Source organism: Rhizobium chutanense, from assembly GCF_002531935.1.
Classification (GTDB): domain Bacteria; phylum Pseudomonadota; class Alphaproteobacteria; order Rhizobiales; family Rhizobiaceae; genus Rhizobium; species Rhizobium chutanense.
The window spans coordinates 251,011-274,249 of record NZ_NWSV01000007.1 but is presented as its reverse complement, the minus strand read 5'-3'; the positions used below and the strand labels follow the sequence as shown (position 1 = coordinate 274,249).

General features: G+C 62.6%; 26 protein-coding genes. 5 read left to right on the top strand and 21 right to left on the bottom strand.

Annotation, left to right across the window (positions count from 1 at the left end; translation table 11 throughout):
• Nucleotides 1-142 precede the first annotated feature (142 nt).
• From CO666_RS14570 to CO666_RS14555, 4 genes are all read right to left on the bottom strand, one after another.
• Complete coding sequence (locus CO666_RS14570) at nucleotides 143-376, bottom strand: BolA/IbaG family iron-sulfur metabolism protein (RefSeq protein WP_003540079.1); 234 nt, start codon at nucleotides 374-376, stop codon at nucleotides 143-145.
• A gap of 19 nt (nucleotides 377-395) precedes the next feature.
• Nucleotides 396-2,627, bottom strand: a complete 2,232-nt coding sequence (gene purL / locus CO666_RS14565; protein ID WP_097612799.1) for a phosphoribosylformylglycinamidine synthase subunit PurL — start codon at nucleotides 2,625-2,627, stop codon at nucleotides 396-398.
• Between the two features lie 119 nt (nucleotides 2,628-2,746).
• Nucleotides 2,747-3,325, bottom strand: a complete 579-nt coding sequence (locus CO666_RS14560; RefSeq protein WP_097612798.1) for an acyloxyacyl hydrolase — start codon at nucleotides 3,323-3,325, stop codon at nucleotides 2,747-2,749.
• Between the two features lie 121 nt (nucleotides 3,326-3,446).
• The gene (locus CO666_RS14555; protein ID WP_097612797.1) at nucleotides 3,447-4,865 is read right to left on the bottom strand and encodes an aminotransferase-like domain-containing protein; all 1,419 of its coding nucleotides are present in this window, start codon (nucleotides 4,863-4,865) and stop codon (nucleotides 3,447-3,449) included.
• 81 nt (nucleotides 4,866-4,946) lie between these two features.
• On the opposite strand from CO666_RS14555, the gene CO666_RS14550 reads away from it, so the two are divergent.
• Nucleotides 4,947-5,198, top strand: a complete 252-nt coding sequence (locus CO666_RS14550; protein ID WP_097612796.1) for a DUF1127 domain-containing protein — start codon at nucleotides 4,947-4,949, stop codon at nucleotides 5,196-5,198.
• Nucleotides 5,199-5,238: 40 nt separating this feature from the next.
• Here CO666_RS14550 and CO666_RS14545 read toward each other — a convergent pair whose 3' ends face one another.
• The 7 genes from CO666_RS14545 to CO666_RS14515 form a co-directional block, all read right to left on the bottom strand.
• Nucleotides 5,239-5,634 carry a hypothetical protein gene (locus CO666_RS14545; RefSeq protein WP_097612795.1) on the bottom strand — a complete coding sequence of 132 codons (396 nt, stop codon included), beginning with the start codon at nucleotides 5,632-5,634 and terminating at the stop codon, nucleotides 5,239-5,241.
• A 31-nt stretch (nucleotides 5,635-5,665) separates the two neighbouring features.
• Entirely contained in the window at nucleotides 5,666-6,337 is a 672-nt protein-coding gene (gene purQ / locus CO666_RS14540) for a phosphoribosylformylglycinamidine synthase subunit PurQ (protein WP_097612794.1), read from the bottom strand.
• Nucleotides 6,334-6,888, bottom strand: a complete 555-nt coding sequence (locus tag CO666_RS14535; RefSeq protein WP_097612793.1) for an RNA 2'-phosphotransferase — start codon at nucleotides 6,886-6,888, stop codon at nucleotides 6,334-6,336. The genes purQ and CO666_RS14535 overlap by 4 nt, the downstream gene beginning before the upstream one ends.
• A gap of 44 nt (nucleotides 6,889-6,932) precedes the next feature.
• Complete coding sequence (gene purS / locus CO666_RS14530; protein WP_088684904.1) at nucleotides 6,933-7,175, bottom strand: phosphoribosylformylglycinamidine synthase subunit PurS; 243 nt, start codon at nucleotides 7,173-7,175, stop codon at nucleotides 6,933-6,935.
• Nucleotides 7,176-7,190: 15 nt separating this feature from the next.
• Nucleotides 7,191-7,955: a phosphoribosylaminoimidazolesuccinocarboxamide synthase gene (gene purC, locus CO666_RS14525; protein ID WP_003568927.1), complete on the bottom strand. Its 765-nt coding sequence runs from the start codon at nucleotides 7,953-7,955 to the stop codon at nucleotides 7,191-7,193.
• Between the two features lie 268 nt (nucleotides 7,956-8,223).
• Nucleotides 8,224-10,521 (bottom strand): putative bifunctional diguanylate cyclase/phosphodiesterase, encoded by a 2,298-nt coding sequence (locus CO666_RS14520; protein ID WP_097612792.1) that lies wholly within the window; start codon nucleotides 10,519-10,521, stop codon nucleotides 8,224-8,226.
• A gap of 118 nt (nucleotides 10,522-10,639) precedes the next feature.
• Entirely contained in the window at nucleotides 10,640-11,194 is a 555-nt protein-coding gene (locus CO666_RS14515; protein ID WP_097612791.1) for an RBBP9/YdeN family alpha/beta hydrolase, read from the bottom strand.
• Nucleotides 11,195-11,370: 176 nt separating this feature from the next.
• Here CO666_RS14515 and CO666_RS14510 point away from each other — a divergent pair, with 176 nt between their 5' ends.
• Nucleotides 11,371-12,174 carry a DUF2189 domain-containing protein gene (locus CO666_RS14510; RefSeq protein WP_097612790.1) on the top strand — a complete coding sequence of 268 codons (804 nt, stop codon included), beginning with the start codon at nucleotides 11,371-11,373 and terminating at the stop codon, nucleotides 12,172-12,174.
• A gap of 126 nt (nucleotides 12,175-12,300) precedes the next feature.
• Entirely contained in the window at nucleotides 12,301-12,780 is a 480-nt protein-coding gene (locus CO666_RS14505) for a low affinity iron permease family protein (protein ID WP_097612789.1), read from the top strand.
• 51 nt (nucleotides 12,781-12,831) lie between these two features.
• Here CO666_RS14505 and purB read toward each other — a convergent pair whose 3' ends face one another.
• From purB to CO666_RS14480, 5 genes are all read right to left on the bottom strand, one after another.
• Entirely contained in the window at nucleotides 12,832-14,139 is a 1,308-nt protein-coding gene (gene purB / locus CO666_RS14500; protein ID WP_097612788.1) for an adenylosuccinate lyase, read from the bottom strand.
• 70 nt (nucleotides 14,140-14,209) lie between these two features.
• Nucleotides 14,210-14,695, bottom strand: a complete 486-nt coding sequence (locus CO666_RS14495; RefSeq protein WP_097612787.1) for a hypothetical protein — start codon at nucleotides 14,693-14,695, stop codon at nucleotides 14,210-14,212.
• Nucleotides 14,696-14,705: 10 nt separating this feature from the next.
• The gene (locus CO666_RS14490) at nucleotides 14,706-15,431 is read right to left on the bottom strand and encodes a DUF2259 domain-containing protein (protein WP_097612786.1); all 726 of its coding nucleotides are present in this window, start codon (nucleotides 15,429-15,431) and stop codon (nucleotides 14,706-14,708) included.
• A complete protein-coding gene (gene rpe, locus CO666_RS14485; protein WP_097612818.1) occupies nucleotides 15,428-16,105 on the bottom strand; it encodes a ribulose-phosphate 3-epimerase in 678 nt (225 codons plus the stop codon). Before rpe ends, CO666_RS14490 begins: the two co-directional genes overlap by 4 nt.
• Nucleotides 16,106-16,169: 64 nt before the next feature.
• On the bottom strand, nucleotides 16,170-17,252 hold the full coding sequence (locus tag CO666_RS14480) for a branched-chain amino acid ABC transporter substrate-binding protein (protein WP_097612785.1): 1,083 nt from the start codon (nucleotides 17,250-17,252) through the stop codon (nucleotides 16,170-16,172).
• Between the two features lie 284 nt (nucleotides 17,253-17,536).
• On the opposite strand from CO666_RS14480, the gene CO666_RS14475 reads away from it, so the two are divergent.
• Nucleotides 17,537-18,031, top strand: a complete 495-nt coding sequence (locus CO666_RS14475; RefSeq protein ID WP_097612784.1) for a flavin reductase — start codon at nucleotides 17,537-17,539, stop codon at nucleotides 18,029-18,031.
• Between the two features lie 34 nt (nucleotides 18,032-18,065).
• Nucleotides 18,066-18,383, top strand: a complete 318-nt coding sequence (locus tag CO666_RS14470) for a TfoX/Sxy family protein (protein WP_085737372.1) — start codon at nucleotides 18,066-18,068, stop codon at nucleotides 18,381-18,383.
• On the opposite strand, the gene CO666_RS14465 is transcribed toward CO666_RS14470, so the two are convergent.
• From CO666_RS14465 to CO666_RS14445, 5 genes are all read right to left on the bottom strand, one after another.
• Nucleotides 18,384-18,809: an NUDIX domain-containing protein gene (locus CO666_RS14465; protein ID WP_097612783.1), complete on the bottom strand. Its 426-nt coding sequence runs from the start codon at nucleotides 18,807-18,809 to the stop codon at nucleotides 18,384-18,386. It lies immediately after the preceding gene.
• Between the two features lie 8 nt (nucleotides 18,810-18,817).
• A complete protein-coding gene (locus CO666_RS14460) occupies nucleotides 18,818-20,335 on the bottom strand; it encodes a DEAD/DEAH box helicase (RefSeq protein ID WP_097612782.1) in 1,518 nt (505 codons plus the stop codon).
• A gap of 157 nt (nucleotides 20,336-20,492) precedes the next feature.
• A complete protein-coding gene (locus CO666_RS14455) occupies nucleotides 20,493-21,797 on the bottom strand; it encodes a peptidoglycan DD-metalloendopeptidase family protein (protein ID WP_097612781.1) in 1,305 nt (434 codons plus the stop codon).
• A 105-nt stretch (nucleotides 21,798-21,902) separates the two neighbouring features.
• Nucleotides 21,903-22,730 carry a ferritin-like domain-containing protein gene (locus CO666_RS14450; protein ID WP_097612780.1) on the bottom strand — a complete coding sequence of 276 codons (828 nt, stop codon included), beginning with the start codon at nucleotides 22,728-22,730 and terminating at the stop codon, nucleotides 21,903-21,905.
• On the bottom strand, nucleotides 22,727-23,200 hold the full coding sequence (locus tag CO666_RS14445; protein WP_097612779.1) for a peroxiredoxin: 474 nt from the start codon (nucleotides 23,198-23,200) through the stop codon (nucleotides 22,727-22,729). The genes CO666_RS14450 and CO666_RS14445 overlap by 4 nt, the downstream gene beginning before the upstream one ends.
• Nucleotides 23,201-23,239: the final 39 nt, after the last annotated feature.

Sequence of the window (23,239 nt, the reverse complement as noted above, 5' to 3'; positions counted from 1 at the left end):
CGCACGCGTCAGGGACGCCTTGCGACAGCAAAATCAAATTGCGCCCATCCCGGCATAAACTGACTTGGTGAGGGTGGAGGAACGGTCTGCGCAAATCAAACGCTTCGTACGAGCGGCTCGTCCTTCCGTCGCTACCCTACCATCATTCCGGTGCCGAGGTCTGCAGCGCCAGCGCGTGCAACACGCCGCCCATATTGCCTTTCAGCGCTTCGTAGACCATCTGGTGCTGCTGTACGCGGCTCTTGCCGCGGAAGGCTTCGGCGACGACTTCGGCGGCGTAGTGGTCGCCGTCGCCTGCCAGATCGCGGATCGTCACCTTGGCACCGGGAATCCCAGCCTTGATCATGTCTTCGATATCGCCGGGTTTCATGGCCATGATCGTTACTCCTTGCGCATTATTCCGCGGCCAGTTCGCCGCGGCCTTCCATGAAATCAGGGAACCACGATTCATGGGCATCGCGCAATTGCTGAATCGGCAGCGAAATGAGATCGCCGACGGTCAGCGCCGATCCCGCGACCGTGCCGAGACGGCGGAAGGGAATGCCGGCGCCTTCGGCATTGGCGCAGACGAAATCGGCGACATCGGCCGGCACCGTCAGCACGTAACGGGCCTGGTCCTCGCCGAAGAGCAGCGCATGCGGAGCACCCTTGCCTTCGCCGAGATCGATCGCCAGACCCTTGTCCGACGCCATGGCCATTTCGGCAAGCGCGACGGCGAGGCCGCCCGAGGAAATGTCGTGGCAGGCGGTCGCCTGGCCGTTGCGGATGACGGAGCGGACGAAATCGCCGTTGCGGCGCTCGGCGAACAGATCGACCTCTGGGGCGGGACCTTCGCGGCTGGAAAGCACGTCACGGAGATAAACGGACTGGCCGAGGTGGCTGCCGTCGACGCCGATCATGATCACCTTGTCGCCGTCATTGGCGCTGCCGATGCGGACCATCTTACGCCAGTCCGGCAGCAGGCCGACGCCTGCGATCGTCGGGGTCGGCAGGATGGCGACGCCATTGGTCTCGTTGTAGAGCGAGACATTGCCGGAGACGATCGGGAAGTCGAGCGCGCGGCAGGCTTCACCGATGCCCTTCACTGCCTGGACGAACTGGCCCATGATCTCAGGCTTTTCGGGGTTGCCGAAGTTGAGATTATCGGTGGCGGCGAGCGGTTCGGCGCCGGTTGCGGTGATGTTGCGCCAGCATTCGGCAACCGCCTGCTTGCCGCCTTCGAAGGGATCGGCCTCGACGTAACGCGGCGTGACGTCGGAGGAGAAGGCGAGCGCCTTGCTCGGATGGCCGTCGACGCGCACGACGCCGGCATCGCCGCCCGGAAGCTGCAGCGAATTGCCCTGGATCAGCGTATCGTACTGCTCGTAGACCCAGCGGCGGCTCGACTGGTTGGCGGAGCCGACGAGCTGGAGCAGCGCCTGGCCGTAATCCTGCGGTGCGGCGACGAGATTGGCGGGCAGGGGAGCTTGCTTGCCGGATTCGCGCCAAGGACGGTCATATTCCGGCGCCTGGTCGCCGAGATCCTTGATCGGCAGGTTGGCGACTTCCTCGCCCTGATGCACGACGCGGAAGCGCAGGTCGTCGGTGGTCTTGCCGACGATGGCGAAATCGAGGCCCCACTTGACGAAGATCGCCTTGGCTTCCTCTTCCTTTTCCGGCTGCAGCACCATGAGCATGCGCTCCTGGCTTTCCGACAGCATCATCTCGTAGGCGGTCATCCGCTCTTCGCGCACCGGTACCTTGTCGAGTTCGAGCAGGATGCCGAGATCGCCCTTGGCGCCCATTTCGACGGCCGAGCAGGTGAGACCGGCGGCACCCATATCCTGGATGGCGATGACGGCGCCGGTCTGCATCAGTTCGAGGCAGGCTTCCAGCAGGCACTTTTCGGTGAAGGGGTCGCCGACCTGAACGGTCGGGCGCTTTTCCTCGATCGATTCGTCGAATTCGGCCGAGGCCATCGTGGCGCCACCGACGCCGTCGCGGCCGGTCTTGGCACCGAGATAGACGACGGGCAAGCCGACGCCCTTGGCTTCGGACAGGAAGATGGCGTTGGATTTGGCAATGCCGGCGGCAAAGGCGTTGACGAGGATGTTGCCGTTATAGCGGGCATCGAACTCGACTTCGCCGCCGACCGTCGGCACGCCGAAGGAATTGCCGTAGCCGCCGACGCCGGAAACGACGCCGGAGACGAGGTGGCGGGTCTTCGGATGATCCGGCTCGCCGAAGCGCAAGGCGTTCATCGCGGCGATCGGACGCGCGCCCATGGTGAAGACGTCGCGCAGGATGCCGCCGACACCGGTCGCGGCCCCCTGGTAAGGCTCGATATAGGAAGGGTGGTTGTGGCTCTCCATCTTGAAGACGACGCAATCGCCGTCATCGATATCGACCACGCCGGCGTTCTCGCCCGGGCCCTGGATGACGCGCGGCCCCTTGGTCGGCAGCGTGCGCAGCCATTTCTTCGAGGATTTGTAGGAGCAGTGCTCGTTCCACATGGCCGAGAAGATGCCGAGCTCGGTGAAAGTCGGTTCGCGGCCGATCAGATCCAGGATACGCTGATACTCGTCCGGCTTCAGGCCGTGGCTTGCGATGAGTTCCGGCGTGATCGGGATGGTGTTTGGAATGGTCATGAGCGGAGAGTCCCTGGCGCGTTTTGCGCTGTCTTTAGCTTATGTAGCGGCGGCGCGCGACAGGAAAATGCCTGCCGTCAACAGAGGGCGGGCAGAGTTTCCGGGAAAAGGACAATCGATCAGAACTTGTAGCCGATCTGCAGGCCGGCGCGCGTCATGCCGTCGTTCGGACCGTCGCAAAGATTGGCATGCGAGGAGTGGGCGATCTGGGCCATCACGTTCCAATTGCGGGTAAAGCGGTAGCCGGCGCCGACATATTCGTGGAAGAGGACGCGGCAGCCGAGTTCCGGGCCGTCGCCATCGCCGTCGAGATCGCCGGTATGGATGACACCGCCGAAACCGGCTTCGGCAAAAAGCTTCTCGTTGAAATCGACCGTCCAGGTGAAGCCGGTGAAGAATTGGGTGGCTTCGCCCGACGTGCCGATCGAGGTGCCGAGATGGACGCGGGGATGCAACAGCTGCTGCTGCCAGCCGACGGCGGCCTCATATCCGAAAGGATCGAAGAGGGCAGTCATTTCCGGAAAGACGCCGTCTTCCCTGGAATGTCCCGATTGTACCGAGGTCGAGACCCCGAAGCGCAGCTCATCGAATATCTGCTCGCCGGCACTGGCCGAGCCTGCAGCCGAGATGCCTGATATCGCTGCCAATGACGCCGCACTCAAAAAGCACAATGTGATTCTTCCGACGTCGACTCTCATTGACTGTCCTTTGATTCGCGTCAGGCGGGAATACAAAGACGTAACACGGAGGTTGAGTCGGGACGGCGCTGGATATGCGCGTCTGCGCTTTTTCTAAATTATGAGGCGTATATGCAACAGGTCATATCTCGCCATCATAGGCGGAACCGCCATTTTCCAGCAGCCGGCGCAGGATCATCAGGCCGGAGATCAACTCCTGACTGGTCTTGGGCGAAGAGAAGCCGACGCGAACGCGATGATAGGATTTCTCGCCGCGGGCCGCTTTGAATTCGTCCTCGTCGTCGACGAGCACGCCGTCGCGGAAAGCGGCATTCTTGAAGGTGCCCGACATCCACGGCTCCGGCAGTTTCAGCCAGAGGAAGGGCGCGTGCGGGTGCGATGCGAAATCGAAGCCCTGCAGCTGCTCGCGGACAAGGCGAACGCGCCGGGAGAGTTCCTCGACACTCTGCCTGCGGATTTCATGCGCCGTGCCGCTTTCGACGAGGCGCGCACAGGTTTCCGCCAGGATGAAGGGCAGACCGCCGGTGATCATCCTGTGCGTCACCCGGATCCGCTGAGCAAAATGCGGCGGGCAGGCGACCCAGCCGCCGCGCACGCCGGCGGCGACCGATTTCGACAGGCCATTGACGAGGAAGGTGCGGTCGGGCGCCAGCGAGGCGATGAGCGGCGTATCATCGTCGGCCATGCCGCCGTAGAGATCGTCCTCGATCAGCCAGACGCCGTGTTTCCTGGCAATGCCGGCAATTGCCGCACGCCGCTCATAGGGCATGATCGCCACCGTCGGATTGTGGACGGTCGGCATCAGGAAGGCGACTTTCGGATGCTGCTGCTGGCAGACCCGCTCGAAATCCTCCGGGATCACGCCAACCTCATCGGAATCGACCGTCAGCGTGCGGCGGCCGAGCAGGCGGGCGCTGCGGCTGACCTGCGTATAGGTGAGGTTCTCGAAGACGATCTTGTCGCCCGGTGCGGAGACGGCGGCGATGACCGCGACTGCCGCTGCGTGAGCGCCGAGCGTCGGTACGATGTTTTCGACCTCCGGCGTCCAGCCGCTGCGGGCAAGCCAGCGGCGGCCGGCTTCGAACCAGTTTGGCGGAAAACTCCGGGAATAAGAAGAGATTTCGGCGAGATGCTGTTCGCCGATCTCGGAAAGGATACCTGCTATGATCTTGCCCTGGCCGAGATCGGGAGCGGCTGTCGTGTCGAAGCGGATCACGTTCGCAGGCGCATCCTGGAGGCGGGTGCCGCCGAGCGAGATGGTCAGCGGATCGATCTGTTCGCTGGGCGGCGTCTCGGAGCGGTTCAGCACATAGGTGCCGCGCCCGACCTCGCCGGCGACCAGGCCGCGCTCGTGCACCAGCGCATAGGCGCGGCCGATCGTGCCGATCGTCACGCCGATATCATAGGCAAGATTGCGCTGCGGCGGCAGTTTGCTGCCGGCGGGCAGGGCGCCGCTCGATATGGCGGATTCGATGCTGTCGGCGAGCCGGAGATAGACCGGTCCGGAGCCGCGGGAAATATCGGGAAGCCAATTTGTCATGGTGACAATTGTATATATTGGCACATTGTATCCGTCAAGCGTATGAGTCAATTCCAATGGTTGTCCAAAAGGATTCCTGGAATGTCTGCCTTGCCTGAGATCAAAATGCCGATTGTACCTATTGTCTCCTACGAGGACAGGAGACAAGTCATCCCCGCCGAGCCTGCCGCGGCGACGCGTTTGGGGCGGATCTGGGCTGCCATTCTTCTCTGGCATCAGAAGCGGGAGGGGCGGCGTGCGCTGAGGGAGCTTACGGCAGCCGGACTAAAGGATATCGGAGTGTCGCAGTCCGATGCGGCGCGCGAAGTCGGCAAGTCGTTTTTCTGGGACTGACCGTTTCTGGGATTGATCGGGCTTCCCGCCGCCGGGAGGATCAGCTGCAGGCCTTGTTGCCGCCGGACCAGCGGTTGACGTCGGCGGCGATGCGGCCGGCGACCGGTTCCGACATCATCGGACCGAAGGCCTGGAGGCGCGACGGGCTTCCCTCGGCCTGCACGACGAGCAGCGGCCGGGCTTCCGGGCTGCCCTTGTGGACGAGCAGGATACGCGGTCGGCCGGAGAAGGAATTGAGCTCCGGCGCGAGTTTATAGGCGGCAAAGGCCGGATCGCCCGATTTGAACCAGCAGGCATTGGCGCCGAGCGCCACGCGTTCCATCGTCGGCAGCGCGGCGCGGTCCGGACCTGTGGGGGCCGGCGACGACTGGCAGGCCGCGACCATGGCAGCGAGTGCGGCGAGCAGGGCGGCGTTGGCGGAAAGGCGAGGGCGCATCGATCTTGCTCCAGATCCGGATGAAGGGATTTCAGGCAGCGATGACATCGAGCGCCGAGGCGAAGAGGCCACGGCCGTCCGAGCCGCCATGGGCGGTTTCGATCAGGTTCTCCGGATGCGGCATCATGCCGAGCACATTGCCCTTTTCGTTCATCACGCCGGCAATATCGTTGATCGAGCCGTTCGGATTGGTGCCTTCGGCATAACGGAACACCACCTGGCCCTTGGCTTCGATCGCCGCCAGCGTCGCTGCATCGGCGAAATAATTGCCGTCGTGATGCGCGACCGGGCTGCGGATGACCTGCCCCTGCGCATAGGCGCGGGTGAAATCCGTCTCGGCATTGACGACCTCGAGCTTGACTTCGCGGCAGACGAATTTCAGCGAGGCATTGCGCATCAGTGCGCCCGGCAGCAGGCCGGCCTCGACGAGGATCTGGAAGCCGTTGCAGACGCCGAGCACCTTCACGCCCTTTGCCGCCTTGTCGATGATCGCCTGCATGACCGGCATGCGGGCGGCGATCGCGCCGCAGCGCAGGTAATCGCCGTAGGAGAAGCCGCCGGGGATGACGATCAGATCGACATCGGGGATCTCGGTCTCTGTCTGCCAGATCGTCACCGGCGCCTTGCCGGAGATCTTGGTCAAGGCGGCGATCATGTCGCGGTCGCGGTTGAGGCCCGGAAGTTGAACGACGGCTGATTTCATGGGGTCCCTGCGTCTAGCGAAAGATATTGAACTGGAACGCTTTCGGCGAGCCATACTCCATTGTCGGAGACAAAGAAAGAATGACCTTCCGAAAACATGCGGGCCGCATCCACACGCAGGATGATATGTTCACCCTTGCGGCGCATTGCGACGATTTTCGCGGTTTCCACATCCGCCGAGAGATGAACGTGGTGCCGCTGCATCTTCTGCAAGCCTTGGTGCTCGATCGACGGCCAGTTCGTCCGAGACGTGCCGTGAAACAGAGCGGCAGGCGGTTCGATCGGGGTCAAGGCGAGATCGACGTCGATGCTATGACCCTGATTGGCGCGGATTCTGTTATCGACGAGGGTGAAGCGCTTCTTCGGATTGTTTTCGACAATCTCGATGATATCGGCGCGGCAAACCTCATATTTCGACGTCACCGCTTTTTCGAGCGTATCGAACGACACCCAGCCCTCGGCATCAAGCGTCAGGCCCGCGGCCTCCGGCGCATGACGCAAAACATAGCTCATATATTTCGAGACTTCCGTCTCCAGCTTTGCTTTCATCATGACGCCAAATCCTCACAGTCCGCAGGACGACGGGGCGGTGATCGTCAGTCGATCGCGATCGCGTAATTCTCGATCACCGTGTTGGCGAGGAGTTTTTCGCACATGGCCTTGAGGTCGGCTTCGGCCTTCGCCTTGTCGGCGCCTTCAAGCTCCAGGTCGAAGACCTTGCCTTGTCTTATATGGCCGACGCCCGAGAAGCCGAGGGCGCCGAGCGCGCCTTCGATGGCTTTGCCCTGCGGATCGAGAACGCCGTTTTTCAGCGTGACGGTGACACGAGCCTTGATCACTTTGTCTTTCCTGCCTTACTTGACGAGAACTGGCCCGGTGCCGCGCACAGGCTCGTTTTCATTGATGATGCCGAGACGGCGCGCCACTTCGGAATAGGCTTCGAGCAGCCCGCCGAGATCGCGGCGGAAACGATCCTTGTCCATCTTCTCGTGGGTCTCGATATCCCACAGCCGGCAGCTGTCCGGCGAGATCTCGTCGGCGAGGATGATGCGCATCAGATCGCCTTCGAAGAGGCGGCCGCATTCGATCTTGAAGTCGACGAGCTGGATGCCGACGCCCAGGAAGAGGCCGGTCATGAAGTCGTTGACGCGGATGGCAAGCGCCATGATGTCGTCGAGCTCGGCGGGATTGGCCCAGCCGAAAGCGGTGATGTGCTCTTCGGAGACCATCGGATCGTCAAGCGCGTCGGACTTGTAATAGAATTCGATGATCGAGCGCGGCAGGACCACGCCTTCATCGATCCCGAGGCGCTTGGCAAGCGAACCGGCGGCGACGTTGCGCACGACGATCTCCAGCGGGATCATCTCCACTTCCTTGATCAGCTGCTCGCGCATGTTGAGGCGGCGGATGAAATGGGTGGGGATGCCGATCTTGTTCAGATGGCTGAAGATATATTCGGAAATGCGGTTGTTGAGGACGCCCTTGCCATCGATGACTTCGTGCTTCTTCTTGTTGAAGGCAGTGGCATCGTCCTTGAAGAACTGGATCAAAGTGCCCGGTTCCGGACCCTCATACAGAATCTTTGCCTTGCCCTCGTAAATACGGCGGCGACGGTTCATCGTGGTCATTCTCTGTTGTTGGCGCTCTTGGGATAGCGCGAGTGGATCGATCTCGTGGCGTCCCCTTAAAGGAAAAGAGTGGGTTTCACAATCCGCCTGTCGCTCCTTCCCCGGTTTACGCATTCTGGCCCCGGTTTCCGTATTCTGGCCCCGGTTTCTGATTTTACGGAATACCGCCAAGAGAATCGAATGAATTCGCCAGACAAGTCTAGCGCCATTTCCTGTACGGTGAAATGAAGGCGAAATGGCGGGCCGGTTATGCAGGCTTTTATTTGCCGGCTCTGCTTCGCAGCGCGCGGCGAAGCTGCGTCTGCAGGGCGCGGGCGGCGGCTTGCCCATGGCGCCAGCTTCCGGCGCGGATGAAGGAGGGGATCTGCATGGCCGGCATCGGCCGGGCAAGGGCATAGCCCTGCAGCGTGTCGCAGTCCAGTTCTTCGAGAATGCGGATATGATCGGCCGTCTCGACCCCCTCGGCGATGACGAGGATATCGAGCGAGCGGCCGATATCGATGATCGAGCCGACCAGTTTGCGCTGCTCGGCCGATTGCGGCAGCATGCGGATCAGTTCGCGGTCGATCTTCAGCGTCTTCGGGCTCAAGCGCAGCAGGCTGACGATCGAAGCGTGACCGGTGCCGAAATCATCGATCTGGATGTCGATGCCGAGTTTGCGCAGCTTTTTCAGATTGGCGGCCACCGCCTCGTCGCAATCGTCGAGGGAGATCGATTCCAGCAATTCGAAGGAGATGGTGCCGGGCGTAATCTTCAGGGCGCGGAGCTTCTTGCCGAGATCGGGATCGGCAAGTCGCCTAGCGGAAACGTTGACCGATATTTTCGGAACCGACAGCCCGTCCTTGATCCAGGCGCGGCGGTCGGCAAGGGCGCGCTCCAGGATCAGGGCATCGATGGTCGAGACGACGTCGAGATCCTCGGCGATATCGAGGAAGCGATCGGGCGTCAGCAGCCCGTGCACCGGGTGCTGCCAGCGGGCAAGCGTTTCGACGCCAGTGACATCGAGCGTGCGGGCGTCGAACTGCAGCTGGTAGAAGGGCACGAATTCATTGCGCTCGAGACCGATCAGGATCTCGTCGGCAAGGTGCTTGGCGGAGATAATGTCGCGGCGGGCAGAGGCCGAGAAAAATTCGAAGCGGTTGCGGCCGAGGCCCTTGGCGCGATAGAGCGCGATATCGGCATCGAGCAGCGTCTGCTTGGCGTCGAGCTTCGGCCCGCTGTCGATGGCGATGCCGATGCTGGCGCCGAAACGGCAGTCATGCCCCTCATATCTGACGGGTTTGCGCAATTCGCGAATGATGCGTTGAGCAAGGCCGGCGATCTTCTTCGAGCCGGGATCGACGGTGCAGAGGATGACGAATTCGTCGCCGCCGATGCGGGCGACGAAATCGGCGGCGCGGACGGAGTTTCTGAGCACGCTTGCTGCATGCTTGAGCATGGCATCGCCGGCCCGGTGGCCGAGCGTGTCGTTGATCTGCTTGAAGCGGTCGAGATCGATATGCAGGACCGCCAGCCCAAGGCCTTTGGCCCGGCACTCGGACGAGCGATCGTCCAGCATCTTGTCGAGATAGCGGCGGTTCGGCAGGTCGGTGAGGTAATCGTGCAGCGCCAGGCGCTCGATGCTCTCCTTGGCCGCCTCGAGTTCGCGATTGCGGGCCTCGGCCAGATCTCTGGCGCGCTGCAGCTCGTTGCGGAGCGCGACCTCGGCGGTGACATCCCAATTGGCGCCGATCAGCTTGCGGTGACCGTTGCCGTCGACGAAGAAGGCTGAGCGGGCGCGGATGACGCGTTCGGCGCCGTCGCCGCGGATGATGCGGTATTCCTGCTGGAAATCACTGCCGCTTTCGACGCTGCGGTCGGACAGGCCCAGCACGCGCTCGCGGTCCTCGGGATGCAGGCTTTTCGCCCAGGCGTCACTGGCGATCTGGTGCGCGGCGCCTTTCAGCCCGTAAATGGCGATAAGGCGATCGTCCCATTCGACGGTATCATTGTCGATATCCGCCTCGAAAACGCCGATGCGGGAAATCTCCAGCGCCAGATCGAGCCGGCGCGACAGACGGGCCAGCGTCTCCTCGGCCTCCTTGCGAGCGGTGATATCGGTATCCGTGCCGACGATGCGCGTCGGCATGCCGCTCTCGTCCCATTCCACGCAGGCGCCGCGGCAGTCGATCCAGATCCAGTGGCCGTCCCGATGGCGCTCGCGATATTGGAAGATCTGGAAATCCGGATCGCCGACGTTTTGTCGTTCGATGGCGTGGACGACGAAATCGCGATCATCGGGGTGGACGAGCTGCAGCCAGGCATCGTAGTCGCCGGCGGCCTCCTCGTCGGGCGCCATGCCGCGCATGGTCTTCCAGGTCCGCGAATAAAATTTCCGGCCGAGACGGAAGTTGTGATCCCATACGCCGAGGCCCGAGCCGACAAGCGCATGGTTCCATCGGCTTTCCCGATCGGCCAGGTCGGAATCGTCGACTGCCCCGTTGTCGGCGCCTGGCTCAGCCGCTGCAGCCTCGCCATGGGGATTGTCGGCCTCTGGATGGGCTTTCTTCACGGGCATTCTCGCTTATTTCAATCTCGATGCAGTCTGCTGTCATTCCATTAAGAAAGACTTAGAAAGCACTTACTTAAGTATCGAGAAGGCGGGCTTAACTAGCAAGAAGGCGAGTTTTCCTCTGTCAGCCGGAGAGCCGGCTGAGGAACTGGGCGAAGACCATCGTGCCCTCCGGCCAGGGGCCGTGACCGGAATCGGCATTGATATGACCGGATTCGCCGGCATCGACGAGGAAGGAGCCCCAGCTGCTGGCGATATCGTCGGCATGTTCGTAAGAGCCGAACGGATCGTTGCGGCTGGCCACCGTGATCGACGGGAAGGGTAGCGGATCGCGCGGGTAGGGGCCGAAGGTCATCAGGTGCTTCGGGCGGATGTCGGGATTGGTGACATCGGGCGGAGCAACGAGGAAGGCGCCCGCCACCGGCTTGCGGAAAAGCGGGATAGCGTGGATGGCCGAGGCGACACCAAGCGAATGGGCGACGAGCACGACCGGGCGGGTCGAGGCGTTCACCTCCTCGGCGATCCGGGCGATCCAGTCCTCGCGGACCGGCTTTGTCCATTCGGCCTGCTCGACGCGTCGCGCCGTGCTGAGCTTTGCCTCCCAGCGGCTCTGCCAGTGGCTCGGGCCGGAATTGGTGTAGCCGGGGATGATGAGGATATCTGCGTCTGAGGCTTTCATAGTGCCGCCGATGTGAGAAAGCTTGTCCAAGATGTCAAGAGGCGATGTGAAGGGAGAGAGCGACAGGGGCGCTGAGCTTTGCTATATTGCTCCAGTGCCGGTTGCGGATTTCGTGTCGGCTTGCCCGCCGATGCGCGCCCGCCGCCGACCAGGTCTCGGCTGAGGAGGAGAAAGCCATGGCGGCATTTCATGTCATGACGGGTGCAGGCGAAAGCTTCGCGCGGCCCGTGGTCAATCGCATCGGTATCGCCGACGTCTTCGACGCGCTGAAGCGCGGGTACGAGGATTTCATGGAGAAACCGTCCCACTACGTGTTCCTGTGCCTGATGTACCCGATCGCCGGCGTCTTCCTGACGCTGTGGACCTCGGGCGCCAATCTTCTGCCGATGGTCTTCCCGCTGATGGCGGGTTTCGTGCTGATCGGCCCGATCGCCGCAATCGGCCTCTACGAGATCAGCCGGCGGCGCGAGGCCGGCCTCGACACGTCCTGGACGCATGCGCTCGATGTGCGCCATTCGCCGGCGCTGCCGTCGATCGTCGCGGTCGGGCTGATGCTTTGTGCCCTTTTCGTCGTCTGGCTGGTGACGGCGCAGACGCTTTACAGCAATCTGCTCGGCGAAGTGTTTCCGCGCAGCATGGCGGATTTCTTCCGCCAGGTCTTCGGCACCCCCGAGGGCATGCAGCTGATCATCTGGGGCAATCTGATCGGCTTCGTCTTCGCGCTCGTCGTGCTTTCGATATCCGTGATCACCTTTCCGCTGTTGCTCGACCGCGATGTCGGCGCAGTGGCCGCCGTCATCGCCTCGATCCGGGCGACGGTCGCCAATCCGGTGCCGGTGCTGCTCTGGGGCCTGATCGTCGCAGCGCTGCTCGTCATCGGCACGATCCCGGTCTTTGCCGGGCTGGCGCTCGTCATCCCGATTCTCGGCCATGCGACCTGGCATCTCTATCGCAAGCTGATTGCGCGGGAAGCCGCGTAGTCAGAGGCTTGGGGGTCGCGAATGCGCGCGATCCCCGAAATGCAAACCTTCGCCGATTCCCGGAACCTCAAGACCTCTCGCCGCGTTATTTGTGACCGGCTTCGTGGGAGGATTTCAGAGGTGACGATGCAGCATCTGTTTGCCCACTTCGCGACCAAGACATCGGAATGGGCGGGCAAACCCGTTATCTTCATTCTGGCGCTGACTGCCGTCATCATCTGGGCCTTACTCGGCCCTCTCTTCGATTATTCGGAAACCTGGCAGTTGGTCATCAATACCGGCACGACGATCGTCACCTTCCTGATGGTTTTCGTGCTGCAGAACGCCCAGACGCGCGACACGCGGGCGATCCAGGCCAAGCTCAACGAAATCATCCTGACGAGCCATGCCGAGAACCGCTTCATCGGCATCGAGAACCTCGACGAGGAGGAGTTGAAGCGTCTCGACGAGTTGGTCGCCAAGGCGGCAAAGGGCAGGGCTGAGACAGAGGCTTGCCGGACAGAGGAGGTGGAGAAAGCGGCGCCATCTAAAAAGGCGCAGGCACGCAAACGTTCTGTGGTTGCGAAAGCGCCGAAGCAAAAACAACGGCCGCTTGAGAAAAGCTAGATATGAAACGGCGCCTGCAAGGGCGCCGCCATATCGTTGATTGCAGATCGCTTACGTGTTGCCAAACACCCGCCGGAAGATCGTATCGACATGCTTGGTGTGATAACCAAGGTCGAACTTCTCCCGAATATCCTCCTCCGAAAGCGCGGCACGAACCTCTGCATCGCCTAGCAGCTCTTCCAGAAAATCCTTGCCCTGTTCCCAGACCTTCATCGCGTTGCGCTGGACGAGGCGGTAGGCGTCTTCGCGGGAGGTGCCGGCCTGGGTCAGGGCCAGGAGGACGCGCTGGGAGTGGACGAGGCCGCGGAACTTGTTGAGGTTCTTCTCCATGTTCTCGGGATAGACCAACAGCTTTTCGATGACGCCGGCCAGCCGCGAGAGGGCGAAGTCGAGGGTGACCGTGGCATCGGGGCCGATCATGCGTTCGACTGAGGAGTGGGAGATATCGCGCTCGTGCCAGAGGGCGACGTTTTCCATGGCCGGCAGGGCGTAGGAGCGGACCATGCGGGCAAGGCCGGTCAGGTTTTCGGTGAGAACCGGGTTGCGCTTGTGCGGCATGGCCGAGGAGCCCTTCTGGCCGGGGGAGAAATATTCCTCGGCTTCCAGAACTTCGGTGCGCTGCAGGTGGCGGATTTCGGTTGCCAGGCGTTCGATCGACGAGGCGACGACGCCGAGCGTGGCGAAGTACATGGCGTGGCGGTCGCGTGGGATGACCTGGGTCGAGACCGGCTCGGCCTTCAGGCCGAGGGCCTCGGCGACGTGTTCCTCGACGCGCGGATCGATATTGGCGAAGGTGCCGACGGCGCCTGAGATGGCGCAGGTCGCGACTTCCTCGCGTGCGGCCACCAGGCGCTGGCGGCAGCGCTCGAATTCGGCATAGGCGAGCGCCAGCTTGACGCCGAAGGTCGTGGGCTCGGCATGGATGCCGTGCGAGCGGCCGATGGTGACGGTGTCCTTGTGTTCGAAGGCGCGGGTTTTCAGCGCCGCGAGAAGGCGGTCGAGATCGGCGATGAGGATATCGGTGGCCCGCACCAGCTGGACGTTGAAGCAGGTGTCGAGCACATCGGACGAGGTCATGCCCTGGTGGACGAAGCGGGCATCCGGGCCGACGATCTCGGCGAGATGGGTGAGGAAGGCGATGACGTCGTGCTTGGTGACGGCCTCGATCTCATCGATGCGGGCGACGTCGAAGGTGGCAGCGCCGCCTTTCTCCCAGATCGTCCTTGCCGCCGATTTCGGGATGACGCCGAGTTCGGCCAGCGCGTCGCAGGCATGCGCCTCGATCTCGAACCAGATGCGGAACTTGGTTTCGGGAGACCAGATGGCGACCATTTCGGGCCGGGAATAACGCGGGATCATGGGCGGTTGCCTTCGTTTTCAAGAGATTTATTCAAGGTTGGAGCCCCTGTAGCAAAGACCGGCGGCAATCTCAACGCATGCGTTTGGCAAGATGATAACTGCTAACGACAAGGCAGACGAGGCCGAGCGGCAGGAAAAGGCGCAGGCCGATCACCAGGAACTGATAGACGGCGCTGATACTGGTGAAGATGAACTGGAACGCCCAGACGACGCTGCCGGAGGGGGCGTGCCAGCGCGAATAGAAGAGCCGGTATTCCATGGCGAAGAGGAAGGCTGTCATCAGGATCGTCGCCGCCGTCAACGTCACGAAAAAAGCCGCGAAGCGTGCTTCCGGCGGCCTGTCATAGGCAAGGAAGCGGGCGACCGGCAGGGCGAAGGGCCAGGAGAGCAGGCCGCCGAGGAAATAGAGGGCGGCGACCTCGCCGAGCCGGCTCGTCTCCAGGCCGTTGCGCAGGTAAAGGCCGAGCATGGCGGCGGCCAGCATCTGCATGCCCCAGAGCAATGCGCCGGCAATCAGATCGGGGTAGGGCGGCTTTGCCGCCCTTAGACGATCCATTCCGGGGCGCTCAGGGATGAACCGGAACGGCGATCCAGCGGCCATTCCTTGAGGCATCGAAGGCGAGGACGAGGGCGATGTGAACCGGATTGCCGCCCTCCGGCTGGTACACCATGGCGCCGCCGATCCGGTATTCGACCGAACAGCTGCGCTCGGCCGGAACCGCCGTCGCCTGGCGCGCCGCCTGCCGGTTCGGAGCGCCTTCCTTCTCGATCATCTGCAGGCTGAAGCCGATGACACGCTTGTCGACCGCGGCGCAACCCTTCGGCGTCGGCACGGGCATCTCTCCGAGCGAAAGCGTATAAGGCGCCTTCGGCGGACCGTCGGTCGCAAGCGTCGTATAGCGGATCGTCTTTGCGGGAGAGCCGAGCTCGGTCGGCGGATTGAAGGCGGCGATCAGGCCGGGATTGGTCAGCAGATCGTATTTGTCCATCTGGCTGCGCGCCGCCGTCAGGTTCTGCCGCCGTGCCTTGGAAAGATTGGCATCCTTCTCGGTCAGCTCGGTGCGGAAGGGTGTACCCTCGAGATAATGGCCGTTTTCGGTATCGATGAAATAGGTTTCGGAATAGGGGACATTACCGCCCTCCTCGATACCGAACTCCTGAAAGGCGAAGACCTTGCCATCGGCAGAAAAGCCGATCGGCTGGACGCTGGCGATATCTCCGGCAAGTGACATTGCCGGCAGGCCGGCAAATGCGGCGGCAAGCATGCCGCCAATGACAAGACCCTTCATCATGTTCGTGCCCCTTCGGCTGCCTGACGCAGATCGGCGACGGTCTTGCGATACGCCTCGACCGTATCGCCCTTGAAAATCGCCGAGCCGGCGACGAGGACGTTGCCGCCGGCGCGCGCGATATCAGGGGCCGTTTCCACCGTGACGCCGCCGTCGACCTGAAGTTCGATCGGTCTGTCACCGATCAGTGATTTTGCCGCGGCAATCTTGGCGGCCATCGCCGGAATGAATTTCTGCCCGCCAAAGCCCGGGTTGACCGACATGATCAGGATGAGATCGACATCGTCGAGCACGTTCTCGATGGCGCTGAGCGGGGTTGCCGGATTGATCGTCACCCCGACCTTCTTGCCGAGATTGCGGATGGTCTGCAGCGAGCGGTGCAGATGCGGCCCGGCTTCGGCATGCACGGTGATGCGGTCGCAGCCGGCCTTGGCGAAGGCTTCGAGATAGTCGTCGACCGGCGAGATCATCAGATGGCAGTCGAAAGTGGCTGCGCTATAGGAGCGCAGCGACTTGATGACGTCAGGGCCGAAGGAGATGTTCGGCACGAAATGGCCGTCCATGACGTCGAGATGGATCCAGTCGGCGCCGGCGGCCGTCACGTCGCGTACCTCCTCGCCGAGCCTGGCGAAGTCCGCCGCGAGGATCGAGGGGGCGATACGAATGGGCAGCGTCATCAGGTCGTACTCCGTATGGGCCGCCATCGAATCGCGGCGGCCGGATTCAAGGCTGGCGCGCCCCTTACTGCGTCGGCGCGCCGGGTGGGAAAAAGCCATTGCCCCGCCATTCGAGCAGGCGGTAGGGATTTTGCGAAAGCTCATGCGTTCCGTTGAAGGTCACAGCGCCGACGGGCGTCTGGAATGTCGTGCCGAGAAGCGTCTCCTGCAAGGGCTTGCCCGCTTGAGCGGCGGCTTCCACGGCCTGGCCGGCAATGCGTGCCGCGGCCAGCGACGGCAGGACATACCCTTCCGGCTCGATGCCTTTGGCGCGCAGCGTCTCAGCTGCGGCTGCGCCCTCCTGAAGCAGGGCATATTCCGGCAGAGCGACGGCGCGTACGCCCGCATTCAGCGGCAGCGGCTGGTCGGCGGCGCGCATGGCGTCACCGCCGAGAATGGACAGCGGGATGTTTTCCGCCTTGGCGTCGCGGGCAATGACGGCGACATCGTTGCGGTCGCCGCCGATGAAGACCCGGGTGGCGCCAGCTCGTTTCAGGCGGCGGACAAGGGCGATCTGCTGCTCCTGTCCCGGCCGGTAGGTGTCGGTGAAGACCGGCTTCAGGCCGTTCTGCTCCAGCGCATTGCGCACAGCTTCCGTCAGTTCGCGGCCATGAATGGTGCCGTCCTCGATCAGCGCGATCGGATCGGCCGCCCAGTCCTTGAGGATCACTTCGATGATCTTTGCCGCCTCGGTGCCGTCGGCGGGCGCCAGGCGGAAGAGCGGCCAGCCGTTTTTCAGGGCATCCTCCATGAGGATGCGGGAGCGCACCGAGACGGTGATGGCGGGGATGCCGGCGTCTTTCAGCTTCGGCAGCGCGCCTTCCAGCGTCTCGCTGCAGAGAAAGCCGATTGCGATCTGCACCTTGGCATTGACGAGCGCATCGGCAACCGCTGCACCGCTATTGTCCTCACAGGTCTCGTTGACGGCGACGAGCGTATTTCCGGATTGCTGGATCTCGAAACCGGCGCCGGCGGCGATCTGGCTGCCGAGCAAAGCGAGCGGGCCGTTCTGAGGGGCGACGATGCCGATCGTCACGCCGGCCGCATGGCCTTGCGCCGCCGCTCCGAGCAGCACCAGAAAGGCTGCTATCCCTCGCAGGTTGATCATGAAAGGCGGAGATCCCTAGCCATCGTCCATGCCCTTTTATCCGCAAGGCCGCGATCGTCAAAGAAAAACAAGCGTAACCCAGCGCTTTTCACCGGTCCTATTGTAGAAAACGTAACAGATGCTCGCCATATTGGCGCGATAGCAAGTCGAACGACAGCGACGCGCATCTTTTCGGATGCGCGGAGAAGGCTGTAGCACTTTCGATTGCTGCCTAATTTTCGTCGTTTAAACGATGCCGATTTACGGAATTAGGCAGTAGACAGAAGAGCGCAAGGGAGAAGCAGGTGTTGAACAGGCAGCATATCGACCCTGGCCTTTATCGCGATGCCATGAGCCGTTATGCCGGCCATGTGCAGCTCGTGACGACTGTCATGGAAGGCGTGCGCCGCGGTGTCACCATCACCGCCGCCTGCTCGGTCTCCGACAATCCGGCCTCGGTGCTGATATGCCTCAACAACACCAATCCGAAGAACGAGATCTTTTTCCGCAGCGGCATCTTCGTGCTCAACACGCTCGGCGCCCATCATCAGGGCGTTGCCGACGCTTTCTCCGGGCGCACGGCGCTTGCCGATGATGCCCGTTTCGGCAGCGCCCGTTTCGAGACGCTGGTTACCGGCGCGCCTGTGCTGGCCGATGCGCTCGCCGCCTTCGATTGCCGGGTGACCGACATCAAGGAAATGCCGACGCACAATGTCATCTTCGGCGAGGTCGCAGCCGTCCGCTTCAGCGAAAAGCACCCGGCGCTCCTCTATCTGAACCGGGATTATCACGCGCTGTGATGTGAGCGGTGACAGGATTTCGAGGGAATAGAGCATGGACAATGCCGGGATCGAGGAAATGTTTCAGGGGCTCGGCCCGGTCACGGTCAAGCGCATGTTCGGCGGCAAGGGCATCTATCATCTCGGGCGCATCATCGCGCTCGAAGTGCGTGACGAGATGCTGCTGAAGGCGGACGAGACGAGCGCCCCGGAATTTGCCGCCGCCGGCGCCACGCAGTGGAGCTATGAGGGCAAGAAGGGCAAGCCGGTGAAAATGCCCTACTGGTCGATCCCCGACGAGGCCTATGACGATCCCGATCTGATGGCGAAATGGGTGCGGCTTGCCTATGAGGCGTCGCTTCGCGCCGAATAACTATTCGTCTCGTTCACCGGGTGGCAAGGCTGCGATCGCCGCCTTGGTGAAGGCCGACAGCGGTTCCGGCAAATCCGTCAGGGGAAACCAGCCGAAATCCGAAAGCTTGTCCGGTTCGGTCAATTGCGGCTCACCCTCGACATCGCGGGCGAGATAGAGAAGCGAAATCCAGTGCTGGCGGTCGGTATCGATGATCTGCTCGGTCATGCCGATGCGCTCGATGCGGCCGATCTTGAGGCCGGTTTCTTCTTCGGCCTCGCGGCGCGCGGCTTGCTCGGCCGGCTCCATATGATCGACCTTGCCGCCGACAATATTCCAGTAGCCGGCTTCGGGCGGGCGCATGCGCTTGTAGAGAAGGATCCTGGCGTCGCGCAAAATCACCAGGCCGACGCCGAAGCCCGGAAAATCGAGACCGGGCCTGGCCATGGCAAGGCTCAAATCTTGGCGCTGCCGGCGATCAGCATGAAGGCGGGGATATCGTCGCCGAAGCCGACCGGGGTCGGGCCGTCATCATGGTCGCGATGGCGGCGGCGGTCGCGGCTGTCGTCGTTTGCCGGATAAGGCCGGCTGTTGCGCGCATTGTTTTGCGGCTTCTGCTCTGCTTTGCGCTCGTGCTTCACGATGTCGGCCTTTACTGGTGCTGCCTGGATCACTTGGACGTCATTATCCTGTATGTCGTTATCAGATTTATGACCCGCGGCGCTGCGATTGCCGCGCCCGCGTCCGCGATCCCTGTCGCCTCGTTCACCCCTAGCGCCACGCTCGCGGCCGTTGCGCCGCGGGCGCTCGCTGTCGGCGCTTTCTTCTGCCGGCGGCAGGGAATTGACATCGCCGCTCAGCCATTCGATCTTTTCGCCGATCAGCTTTTCGATCGCATCGACAAATTTGGTGTCGCGCTTGGTGACGAGCGTGAAGGCGGCGCCCGAGCGGCCGGCACGGCCGGTGCGGCCGATACGATGGACGTAATCCTCGGAATGGATCGGCACGTCGAAATTGAAGACGTGGCTGACATCGGGAATGTCGAGGCCGCGGGCTGCGACGTCGGAGGCGACCAGCAGTTGGAGGTTGCCGTCACGGAAGCTCTGCAGCGTCGTCGTGCGGGAACGCTGATCCATGTCGCCATGCAGGGCGCCGACGGAAAAGCCGTGGCGTTCGAGCGACCGGAAGAGATCGGCGACATCCTTCTTGCGGTTGCAGAAGACGATGGCGTTCTTGAGTTCGGCCTGGGCGCGGACGAGTTCACGCAGAACCGCGCGCTTCTCGTAGTCCTTGCCGTGCGAGGCGACGAAGCGCTGGGTCACGGTCTTTGCGGCCGACGCGGGCTTTGCCACCTCGATGCGCTCGGGATTTTGCAGGAAGCGGTCGGCGAGCTTCTGGATCTCCGGCGGCATGGTTGCCGAGAAGAACAGCGTCTGGCGGGTGAAGGGGATCATCTTGGCGATGCGCTCGATATCGGGGATGAAGCCCATGTCGAGCATGCGGTCGGCCTCGTCGATGACGAGGATCTCGACGCCGCTCATCAGCAGCTTGCCGCGCTCGAAATGGTCGAGGAGGCGGCCGGGTGTGCAGATCAGCACGTCGGCGCCGCGCTCGAGCTTGCGGTCCTGGTCCTCGAACGAAACGCCGCCGATCAGAAGGGCAACGTTGAGGCGGTGGTTCTTGCCGTATTTTTCGAAATTCTCAGCGACCTGGGCGGCGAGTTCGCGCGTCGGCTCGAGAATCAGCGTCCGCGGCATGCGGGCGCGGGCGCGGCCCTTTTCCAGGAGCGACAGCATCGGCAGAACGAAGGATGCCGTCTTGCCGGTGCCCGTCTGCGCGATGCCGCAAATATCGCGGCGCTCGAGCGCAAAGGGAATAGCTCCCGCCTGAATAGGCGTGGGTATCGTGTAGCCCGCATCGGTAACAGCGGATAGCACTTTTTGGCTCAAGCCAAGGTCAGCGAATGTCGTCAAAGGGAAAACTGTTTCCGTTCCGGTTCGGCCGAGCTCTGAACGAGTCGGCGGGATTGCATGCCGCAATGCAGCGCGACATAACCCCGAATGGCCGGCAAGTCAAGAAATAGAGAGGCCGCACCCCGTGCAGAGTGAAGCGATGGTTACCTGATGGCTGTTACTTGATATAGGTGGCGAGTTTAAGGCCGGCATTCATGAAATATACTGGATCGACGGCGTGGCCGTCCTGGCGCACTTCATAGTGCAGATGCGTCCCCGTCGAGCGGCCGGTGCTGCCGGCAAGGCCGATGACGTCATTGCGGTCGACCGTGTCGCCGACCTTGACCAGCACTTCCGACATATGCCCGTAGCGCGTCGAGATGCCGTTCCCGTGATCGACTTCGACCATGTTGCCGTAGCCGCCGGTCCAGCCGGCCGCAATCACCTTACCGGGTGCGGTCGGGCGGATCCTCTCGCCCGGAGCAAAGCGGAAGTCGATGCCGGAATGGAGCGCCAGGCGGCCGAGGAAAGGATCACGGCGATTGCCGAAGGGGCTGGTCACTTCCTTGCCGATGGCGGGATTGCGGAAGGGCAGCGATTCGGCAGTGCTGCGCACCGCTTCAAGCCGGGTCAGCGCGCTGTCGAGCGCCACCAGTGAATTGTTGAAGTCGTCGTTGCTTTCGGGCTCGACATATGGGCCGCCGACGGCGTCGTCGTCCTTCTCAGCCGCGGTCTCTGCCGGCGTCGGAATCTTGAAGCGGGTCAGCACTGTCGCAATGGCGTTGGCGGCATTGCCGGCATCGCTCGTCAGTTGCTCTACGCGGTTGCGCTGGTCCTGTTCGACACCCTTCAGCGACAGCGTCACGTTGGAGAAGATGCGATCGGCGCGATCGCCGACGGTTTCGGCGGACGGCACATAGGCAAGCGTCGAGTTGTCTGGCGTCGCATCGGCGGGCGCGCCGCTCGCCAGCTGTTTCTCGATCGCCTCGATGCCGCCAAGCGAAGCGCGCTTGTCCTTGATGTCGGGAGCATAGGACTGAATGGGGGCAGGCGGGGCACCGTCCTTTTCCGTGAGGCCGGAGCTTTCGGCCCGGTCGAGCAGATTGTCGAGCTTGCCGTGGCGCGAGGTCAGCGCCATTTGCTGCTCCATCAGCTTGTCGACCTTGTCTTCGACCACCTGCTGGTCGAGAAGCTGGCGGGAGGTGATGCGGTCGACCTGAGCGCGAAGGGCGGCGATGCGATCTTCATAGTCGTGCTGCATGCGGGCTTGGCGCGCCATGGTGGCGCCGATCAGATCGTCGCGCAGCACGAGATAGGAGGTGGCCAGGAGATAGCCGATCGAGAAGACGCCGATGAAGCAGAAGGCGATCGCCGCCATCCACGGCCGGACCGTCACGTGGCGGACCTTGTCGCCGCTTGCCAGGATCAGGATATGTTCCTGCGCCCGCCTGCCGAATACCCGGTGCTGATGTCCGCTGTTCACGCAGGCTCTCCCGATTGATGCGCTACGCCTCTTTCGGAAGATTAGACACGGTTATGGTTAATGAATGCTTTCACTGCCGTCGTCGGATCATAAATTTCAGGGACTTCACGCGTGGCTGATCGAAGCCAGCGAGCGATAGAAGGACGGCGTCAGTCCGGCCTCGGCGCGAGCGAGGTCGTTGAAGGGTGGCTTCAGCGGCCCGCGGAAATTGGCGCGCACCAGCTCCTGAAAAGCCTTTGCGGGGTCGCGCTTCTCGCGGGCGCAGAGGAAGCGGAACCATTTGGCGCCGACGGCGACATGGCCTTTCTCGTCGTTGTAGATGACGTCGAGCACGGCAGCACTTTCGAGATCGCCGGTCTGGCGCATCTTTGCCTGCAGCGACGGCGTGACGTCGAGGCCGCGGGCTTCGAGAATCAGCGGCACGACGGCGAGCCTTGCGGTGAGGTCGTTGCGCGTAGAATGGGCGGCCTGCCAGAGCCCGTCATGGGCGGGAAGATCGCCGTAATCGGCGCCGAGATCGTTGAGGCGGGCGCGCACCATGCGGAAATGTTTCGCCTCCTCGAAGGCAACCTGCATCCAGCCGTCGAAGAAGGAATTCGGCACCTGTTCGGTTGCGAAACGCGCGACGATATCGAGCGCCAGATCGACGGCATTAAGCTCGATATGGGCGATGGCATGGAGCAGGGCGATCCGGCCTTTCAGCGTGTGCAACGAGCGTTTCTCCACCTGGGTCGGCGGCGTCAGAACCGGCTTTTCAGGACGGCCGGGCCTGTCCGGCAATGCGGCATCGAGCGGCGAGCGCAACGACACCCGGCGTTCGAACCAGCGGGTGGCGCTTTCCTGCGCGAGCGCCGTCTTGCGGTCGAGATCGGCGGAGCGTATCGCATCGATGGCGCCGCCACGCAGAGATGTTATCGTGAGGTTGCCGGTCACGCCGCCAGATTCCGCACGGCCTCGAGCACGGTTTCGGCATGGCCCTGCACCTTCACCTTCTGCCAGATGGTGGCGATCGTGCCGTCCTGGCGGATCAGGAAAGTGGTGCGCTCGACGCCCATGAAGTTGCGGCCGTACATGCTCTTTTCCTTCCAGACGCCATAGGCCCGCAGCGTGGTTTTTTCCTCGTCCGAGGCGAGCGCCACCGAAAGACGGTGCTTCCTGATAAACTTGTCATGGCAGGCGGCCGAATCGGGCGACATGCCGATGACGGCGGCACCGGCCGCCTCGAACTCGCTTGCCAATGCGGTGAAAGCCAGTGATTCTGCAGTGCAGCCGGTCGTGTCGTCCTTAGGGTAGAAGAACAGGACGAGCGGCCTGCCATGGAATTCGGCCAGCGAGACGCGGCCGCCGCCATCGCGGGGAAGGTTGAAATCAGGAGCCGTGGCGCCGATGCCGGGAACCGCCATTTGGGAAAACCTTTCTTTTGCCGGGTTTGTGGATGACAC

Excerpts from the sequence above, each read along its gene's own strand:
- CO666_RS14570 (WP_003540079.1), bottom strand. The coding sequence starts at position 376 with ATGGCCATGAAACCCGGCGATATCGAAGACATGATCAAGGCTGGGATT.
- purL (WP_097612799.1), bottom strand. The coding sequence starts at position 2,627 with ATGACCATTCCAAACACCATCCCGATCACGCCGGAACTCATCGCAAGC.
- CO666_RS14560 (WP_097612798.1), bottom strand. The coding sequence starts at position 3,325 with ATGAGAGTCGACGTCGGAAGAATCACATTGTGCTTTTTGAGTGCGGCG.
- CO666_RS14555 (WP_097612797.1), bottom strand. The coding sequence starts at position 4,865 with ATGACAAATTGGCTTCCCGATATTTCCCGCGGCTCCGGACCGGTCTAT.
- CO666_RS14550 (WP_097612796.1), top strand. The coding sequence starts at position 4,947 with ATGTCTGCCTTGCCTGAGATCAAAATGCCGATTGTACCTATTGTCTCC.
- CO666_RS14545 (WP_097612795.1), bottom strand. The coding sequence starts at position 5,634 with ATGCGCCCTCGCCTTTCCGCCAACGCCGCCCTGCTCGCCGCACTCGCT.
- purQ (WP_097612794.1), bottom strand. The coding sequence starts at position 6,337 with ATGAAATCAGCCGTCGTTCAACTTCCGGGCCTCAACCGCGACCGCGAC.
- CO666_RS14535 (WP_097612793.1), bottom strand. The coding sequence starts at position 6,888 with ATGATGAAAGCAAAGCTGGAGACGGAAGTCTCGAAATATATGAGCTAT.
- purC (WP_003568927.1), bottom strand. The coding sequence starts at position 7,955 with ATGAACCGTCGCCGCCGTATTTACGAGGGCAAGGCAAAGATTCTGTAT.
- CO666_RS14520 (WP_097612792.1), bottom strand. The coding sequence starts at position 10,521 with ATGCCCGTGAAGAAAGCCCATCCAGAGGCCGACAATCCCCATGGCGAG.
- CO666_RS14515 (WP_097612791.1), bottom strand. The coding sequence starts at position 11,194 with ATGAAAGCCTCAGACGCAGATATCCTCATCATCCCCGGCTACACCAAT.
- CO666_RS14510 (WP_097612790.1), top strand. The coding sequence starts at position 11,371 with ATGGCGGCATTTCATGTCATGACGGGTGCAGGCGAAAGCTTCGCGCGG.
- CO666_RS14505 (WP_097612789.1), top strand. The coding sequence starts at position 12,301 with ATGCAGCATCTGTTTGCCCACTTCGCGACCAAGACATCGGAATGGGCG.
- purB (WP_097612788.1), bottom strand. The coding sequence starts at position 14,139 with ATGATCCCGCGTTATTCCCGGCCCGAAATGGTCGCCATCTGGTCTCCC.
- CO666_RS14495 (WP_097612787.1), bottom strand. The coding sequence starts at position 14,695 with ATGGATCGTCTAAGGGCGGCAAAGCCGCCCTACCCCGATCTGATTGCC.
- CO666_RS14490 (WP_097612786.1), bottom strand. The coding sequence starts at position 15,431 with ATGATGAAGGGTCTTGTCATTGGCGGCATGCTTGCCGCCGCATTTGCC.
- rpe (WP_097612818.1), bottom strand. The coding sequence starts at position 16,105 with ATGACGCTGCCCATTCGTATCGCCCCCTCGATCCTCGCGGCGGACTTC.
- CO666_RS14480 (WP_097612785.1), bottom strand. The coding sequence starts at position 17,252 with ATGATCAACCTGCGAGGGATAGCAGCCTTTCTGGTGCTGCTCGGAGCG.
- CO666_RS14470 (WP_085737372.1), top strand. The coding sequence starts at position 18,066 with ATGGACAATGCCGGGATCGAGGAAATGTTTCAGGGGCTCGGCCCGGTC.
- CO666_RS14465 (WP_097612783.1), bottom strand. The coding sequence starts at position 18,809 with ATGGCCAGGCCCGGTCTCGATTTTCCGGGCTTCGGCGTCGGCCTGGTG.
- CO666_RS14445 (WP_097612779.1), bottom strand. The coding sequence starts at position 23,200 with ATGGCGGTTCCCGGCATCGGCGCCACGGCTCCTGATTTCAACCTTCCC.